This is a genomic window from Demequina sp., assembly GCF_024642165.1.
Taxonomy (GTDB): Bacteria; Actinomycetota; Actinomycetes; order Actinomycetales; family Demequinaceae; genus Demequina.
Window position 1 is genome coordinate 1 of record NZ_JAHEBP010000132.1, and the last position, 5,455, is coordinate 5,455.

At 70.0% G+C, this 5,455-nt stretch carries 7 protein-coding genes; 4 read left to right on the forward strand and 3 right to left on the reverse strand.

Annotated elements, in window-relative coordinates; translation table 11 throughout:
- Positions 1-764: ABC transporter transmembrane domain-containing protein (locus Q0L54_RS10140; RefSeq protein WP_296667810.1), on the reverse strand; the 764-nt coding region annotated here is incomplete at its 3' end.
- Between the two features lie 171 nt (positions 765-935).
- Between Q0L54_RS10140 and Q0L54_RS10145 the strand changes: the two genes are divergently transcribed.
- The 3 genes from Q0L54_RS10145 to Q0L54_RS10155 all read left to right on the forward strand — a co-directional run bounded on the left by Q0L54_RS10145 (position 936) and on the right by Q0L54_RS10155 (position 3,002).
- Complete coding sequence (locus Q0L54_RS10145; RefSeq protein ID WP_296667797.1) at positions 936-1,808, forward strand: trypsin-like serine protease; 873 nt, start codon at positions 936-938, stop codon at positions 1,806-1,808.
- 69 nt (positions 1,809-1,877) lie between these two features.
- A complete protein-coding gene (locus Q0L54_RS10150) occupies positions 1,878-2,354 on the forward strand; it encodes a tRNA (cytidine(34)-2'-O)-methyltransferase (RefSeq protein ID WP_296667799.1) in 477 nt (158 codons plus the stop codon).
- A gap of 84 nt (positions 2,355-2,438) precedes the next feature.
- Positions 2,439-3,002, forward strand: a complete 564-nt coding sequence (locus Q0L54_RS10155; protein WP_296667801.1) for a DUF3558 family protein — start codon at positions 2,439-2,441, stop codon at positions 3,000-3,002.
- Positions 3,003-3,052: 50 nt separating this feature from the next.
- Here the strand turns inward: Q0L54_RS10155 and Q0L54_RS10160 are convergent, their stop codons facing one another.
- Positions 3,053-4,414, reverse strand: a complete 1,362-nt coding sequence (locus Q0L54_RS10160; RefSeq protein WP_296667804.1) for an MFS transporter — start codon at positions 4,412-4,414, stop codon at positions 3,053-3,055.
- Positions 4,415-4,497: 83 nt separating this feature from the next.
- Here Q0L54_RS10160 and Q0L54_RS10165 point away from each other — a divergent pair, with 83 nt between their 5' ends.
- Positions 4,498-5,010, forward strand: a complete 513-nt coding sequence (locus Q0L54_RS10165) for a MarR family transcriptional regulator (RefSeq protein WP_296667806.1) — start codon at positions 4,498-4,500, stop codon at positions 5,008-5,010.
- Here Q0L54_RS10165 and Q0L54_RS10170 read toward each other — a convergent pair.
- Positions 5,007-5,455: GNAT family N-acetyltransferase (locus Q0L54_RS10170; protein WP_296667808.1), on the reverse strand; the 449-nt coding region annotated here is incomplete at its 5' end. The two genes, Q0L54_RS10165 and Q0L54_RS10170, sit on opposite strands and share 4 nt — an antisense overlap.

Below are 5,455 nucleotides of genomic sequence, written 5' to 3' on the forward strand. Positions count from 1 at the left end.
GCGAACCTGTCCGTCTCGAGGCGCTGGCGGTTGTAGACCTTCGACAGCAGGATCCCGCTCACGGAGAGCGTCTCCTGCGTGATCGCCGTGAGCTCGGACAACGACTCCTGCGTCTTCCCGGCGATGCGCGCCCGCACCCGCCCCACGCGGCGCTGAACCAGCACCAACGCCGGCATGAGGACCACGGCGAGCAGGGTCAGGCGCCAGTCGAGCAGCAGCATCGCGACCAGGCTGGCCACCACGGTCACCGTGTTACCCACGATGCTCGACACGAACGTGGTCAGGACGCCCGAGACGCCGCCCACATCGTTCTGGAGGCGGGACTGGATCACCCCGGTCTTGGTGCGGGTGAAGAACGCGAGCTCCATCGACTGCAGGCGCGCGAACAGCCGCTCGCGCAGATCGCCTGTCACCCGGTTGCCGACGGTGGACGTGAGGAACGTCTGCCAGACGCCCAAGCCCGCCGCGATCAGGAAGATGGCGATCATGATGGCCACCAGCCGCGCCAGCAGGCCGATGCGGGGGTCGCCGTCCGGCGGGAACAGGGCCTGGTCGAAGATGCGCTCGACCAGCAGCGGCGGGATCACGGTGGCGGCGGCCGTGGCGATCACCAGGATGGCTGTGGTGATCAGCGCGCCCCGGTAAGGCCGAAACAGCGCGACGACCCGCGGCCACAGGTCCGGGATGTCGGGGGCCTCGGCGTTGAAGGCGCGCTGGGCGTCCTCGTCGCGACCGGCGACCCCGCGCCCCGGCATGCCGCCCATCGCGGCGCGTCTGCTGCCGGAGGGGGCGGGGTGACTCATGGGGAGAGCCTAGGCCTCTTTCACCGTGCGAACTGTAGGGGTTTCACCCATATCTCGCTTTTTGACATGGAATGTCCCTAGAGTGCGATCACCGGTCCCACCTGGGGGCCCGGCACTGCTGAAAGGACAGCGATGAGCCGCAAGTCTCTTGCACTCGGCGCAGTCGTGGCCGCCACCCTGGCCGCGACCCTCGCCACCCCCGCCTCCGCCATCACGGACGGCGCGATCGACTCGACAGGCGCCCACCCCAACGTCGGGGTGGTCGTGATGTACGACGCCGAAGGCCCGCTCTGGCGATGCACCGCCACGCTGATCGCGGACGACGTCCTGGTCACCGCCGCGCACTGCACCGAGGCCCCCGCGACGCATGCGATCGTCTCGTTCGACACCTACATCCGCGAGGACTTCGCGCCGTACCTGCCCCCGTCAGAGGGCGACGATGCCTGGAACCCCGCCACCGAAGGCGGCTCGTACATGGACCCGGACACTGGCCACACCTGGTACGCGGGTCAGACCCACACGTCGCCCAAGTACTCGGGGTTCACGGACATCAAGAACTGGAACGACTACGGCGTGGTGACCCTCGACGGCCCGGTGCCCGGGATCGAGCCCGCGGAGCTCGCGCCCGTCGGCTACCTCGACACCGTCAAGCAACCCACGCTCAACAAGACGCTGTTCACCACCGTCGGCTACGGCACCACCGTCGTGAAGCCCGACGAGGGGCCACGCAAGCCGGTCGCCTCGGGTGCGAACATCATCCGCCAGATCGCGCAGGAGCCGGGTCAGAAGCTGAGCCCGCAGATCCTGCAGGTCAACGGCAACGGCAACGACAACCGCGGCACGGGTGGCACGTGCTTCGGCGACTCGGGCGGCCCCACCTTCCTCGACGGGTACCTGGTCGCGGTGACCAGCTACGGCTACACGCTGAACTGCCGCTACCTCGACGGGCTCCAGCGCGTCGACATCCCGATCGCGCAGGACTGGATCTCCTCCTTCCTCGACTGATCGTCACGCGCGGCGAGCGGGGCCGTCCCACCATCGGGGCGGCCCCGCTCGCGTGCGAGACTGGGCCTCATGTCCGTCGCCCTGCCGTCGATCGCGTTCTTCGAGCCGCGCATCCCGGAGAACACGGGCGCGGCGATCCGGCTCTCAGCCGTGACGGGGGCGCCGCTGCGCCTGATCGAACCGCTCGGGTTCACACTCGACGAGCCGAAGCTGCGGCGAGCGGGCCTGGACTATCACGACCTCGCGACCGTGACGGTTCACCCGAGCCTGGACGCCCTGATCGCCGAGCTGCCGGCCTCGCGCGTGTTCGCCTTCACCGCGCGGGCGTCCCTGACGTACACCAACATCGCCTACGAGCCCGACGACGTGCTGCTGTTCGGCCCCGAGCCCACGGGCCTTCCGGACGCCGTGCTCGACCATCCCGGCGTGACCTCGTGGGTGCGCATCCCGATGCTCCCCGGGCGCCGTTCGCTGAACCTCTCGAACGCCGCGGCGATCGTCACCTACGAGGCCGCGCGACAACTCGGCTTCAGCGACATGGTCTGAGCCGCGGCCGCATCGTCGCCACCGGGCGTCACGTACCCTAGAGGTCACGCCGAGCGCCGGCGTCGGGCGATCGAGAGGATCACGATGAGCCACCGTCTCCCACCCGTCCTGGTGGGCGCGGCCGCAGCGGCCGCGCTGCTGCTGGGGGGATGCACGCCCGCCGGCGGGGGCGTCGACTCCAGCGCGTCGCCCAGCGTGGCGCCCACGGCGGACGGCGCGGTCACCGCGACGGCGCCGGAGGGAACCCCGGATCCCTGCACGCTGCTCACCGCGGAGTTCCTCCAGGAGGCGACGGGCTTCAAGATGCTCGACGGCACCTTCAACGCGGCGCTCTCGAACGACGGCCGCAACATCTGCACGTGGAACCCGGCCTCGACCGAGCGCAACGTCCCGCGCATCCAGGTGGAGGTCAACTGGGGCTTCCCCGATGCCGCCGGACACCGGGAGATCGCGACTCAGATCTTCGGCGACCTCAAGAACGTCGAGATCGAGGGCGCCACGAACGCCTACGCGTACCCCGGATACCGGACCGAGGCGATGGAGGTGGGCCAGTACTTCGTCAAGGTCTCGTACATCCACCCCAATCGCACGAACGCGGGCCAGATCACCACGGCGATCGCCACGGAGACCGTCAAGAACCTGGGCTGACTCGCCCCGTGGCGCCCTGACGCAGGACCCGGCGTCGCATCGTCACGTCGCTAGGGCGTGGGGGCCTGCGCGTCGTAGTCGCGCCAGGCGCGCTGGGCGCGCGTGAGGATCGCGATCACCGCGATGATCACCACTCCGCCCAGCAGAGGCGGAAACCACAGCGCGACGGCCGTCGCCAGCACTCCCGCATACATGTCGCCGATGCGCGGCCCGCCCGTGACCACCACGATGAACACGCCCTGCAGGCGGCCTCGCATCTCGTCGGGCGAGGCCTGGATGATCATGGTCTGGCGGAAGATCGCGCTGACCTCGTCCGAGGCGCCCATGCCCGCCATCGCGAGGCCTAGCAAGATCAGCACAGGCCAGTAGATCCCACCCCAGCCGGGGGCCGCCTGGTGCTCGCCCAGGCCCAGCACCAGCGTCACCACGCCGAACATCAGGGCGAACACACCGAACACCTGAATCGCGCGCGAGATCGCGATCCCGTGCCGGTGAACGTGGGCGACGCGGCCGGAGAACAGGCTCGTCAGCATGGTTCCTACCGCGCCCGCCGCCGTCAACGCGCCCACGGTGAGGGGGCCGCCGCCCACCACGGTCGCGCCCAGCGCGGGGAACAGCACGTACGGGCGGCCGAAGGTCATCGCGATGATGTCCACCACGAAGCTCATGCGGATGTTGGGTGAGCGCCTGAGGAAGCTCAGGCCCTCCTTGAGCACCGGCCAGCCCGCCTCGACGCGCTCTCCCAGTCGCGGCAGGGCGGGCAGCATCCACACGCCCAGGAATCCGGCGGTAAAGAGCACCGCGTCGATCGCGAACGTCCACGGCAGGCCTACCGTGGCGGCGAGCACGCCCGCGAGCGCCGGCCCGATGGTCAGCATCGATCCGAACGCGATGCCGTTGAGCGCAGTCGCCCGGCTGATCATGTCCTCGGGCAGGATGCGCCCCACCACGGAGCCGCGCGTGGCGTTCGAGACGGTCGATGCGACCGCGCTGAGAGTGGTGACCACGAAGAACGGCCACACCGGGGCATGACCGCCGTCGCCCTGCAGCGCCTGGTCCCAGAAGGAAAGCGCCACCAACGTGAGCGTCATCACCCATGCCACCAGGGACGATGCGATGAGCACCTTCCGTCGGTCGAAGACGTCGGCGATCATCCCGCCCCACAGGCCGGCGACGATCATCGGCAGCAGCGCCACGCCGCCCACCAGCCCCACCATGAACGTCGACTCGGTGATCTCGTAGATCTGAAGGCCCACGGCGACCTGGGTCATGAAGGCGCCGATGCCGGAGATCGCGCCGCCGATCCAGAGCCGCGCGAAGGCGGGGCTCGCCCTGAGCGGTGCCAGGTCCACCAGGTGCTGGGAGACGCGGCGACGGGACGATGCGGGCGTCGGGCCGGTCTCCTGGGTCACCGGGGAAGTCTAGGGCGGGCGGGCTATCCACAGATCCGTCCGCGGAAGAGGTGACGACGTTCAGCATCGTTAACGTGTTAATCATGTTCGGCAACAGTCACGCTCCTCTGGGCCGTGGCGGCACGGAACCGATAGCGCCCCTCACGTTCGCCCTGCTCGACACCGCGCGCATCACCGACTACCTCCGGGACGCCTGCGCGTCCGGCGCGACCATGACCGCGGCCCAGGGCCGGCTCGCGCTCGAGGTGAGCGCGTCGCACTTCGGAGTGCGGCCGTGCGAGATCGCGGCGCGGTTGGGCGTCAGCCGCCCGGCGGCGACGCAGATGATCGGCCGGATGGAATGGCGGGGACTCATCGCGCGCGACGAGAGCGACCTCGACGAGCGCGGGGTGCTGATCCGGCTCACGCCTCGCGGCGAGCGCGAGTGCGAGTCGATCCGGCGCTCGCTCCGGGGCGTCGAGGCAGAGGTGGTGGCGGCGGTGGGACCCCGAGCAATGCCCGCGTTCGTCGAAGCGCTGCAGTCGTTGGCGAATCGCACCTGGCTGATGGGTGATCAGCCGGGCGACGCACGGTCGATCCCGCCGCGGTTCTGCTAGAACAACTGCTTTCTGAGAAACGTCGCCGTGGGCGTGTAGCCGCGACCCTCGTAGAAGGCCGTCGCTCGGCCGGTCGCCACCGCGAGATGGGACACGCCCCACCACCGCGCCACGTCCTCGGCCGCGGTCACCAGCCGGGAGCCGATCCCTTCGCCTCGGCTGGCCGTGCCCACCACGAGTTCCTCGACCAACGCGACCGCGCCGCCGGCGAACAGTGCGTGGAAGCGATGGACGGCGACGTATCCGACGGGACCGTCGCCGCGGTCGGCGACGAGCACCGCGACATCCTGACCCTCGATCATGGCCGCGAGCGCGACAGCGACCCCGTCGGCCCGGGGGCGAGTTCCCAGCGCGAGCGCGACCGCAAGCGCCGTCAGCGCCGGCGCGTCCTCGTGCCGCGCATCCCGGATCTGGGCTTCTTCGTCCATACGGCCGACGCTACCCC

Bases quoted from the DNA above. Each gene is read 5' to 3' on its own strand.
- Q0L54_RS10145 (WP_296667797.1), top strand. From the start codon at position 936: ATGAGCCGCAAGTCTCTTGCACTCGGCGCAGTCGTGGCCGCCACCCTG.
- Q0L54_RS10165 (WP_296667806.1), top strand. From the start codon at position 4,498: ATGTTCGGCAACAGTCACGCTCCTCTGGGCCGTGGCGGCACGGAACCG.
- Q0L54_RS10150 (WP_296667799.1), top strand. From the start codon at position 1,878: ATGTCCGTCGCCCTGCCGTCGATCGCGTTCTTCGAGCCGCGCATCCCG.
- Q0L54_RS10155 (WP_296667801.1), top strand. From the start codon at position 2,439: ATGAGCCACCGTCTCCCACCCGTCCTGGTGGGCGCGGCCGCAGCGGCC.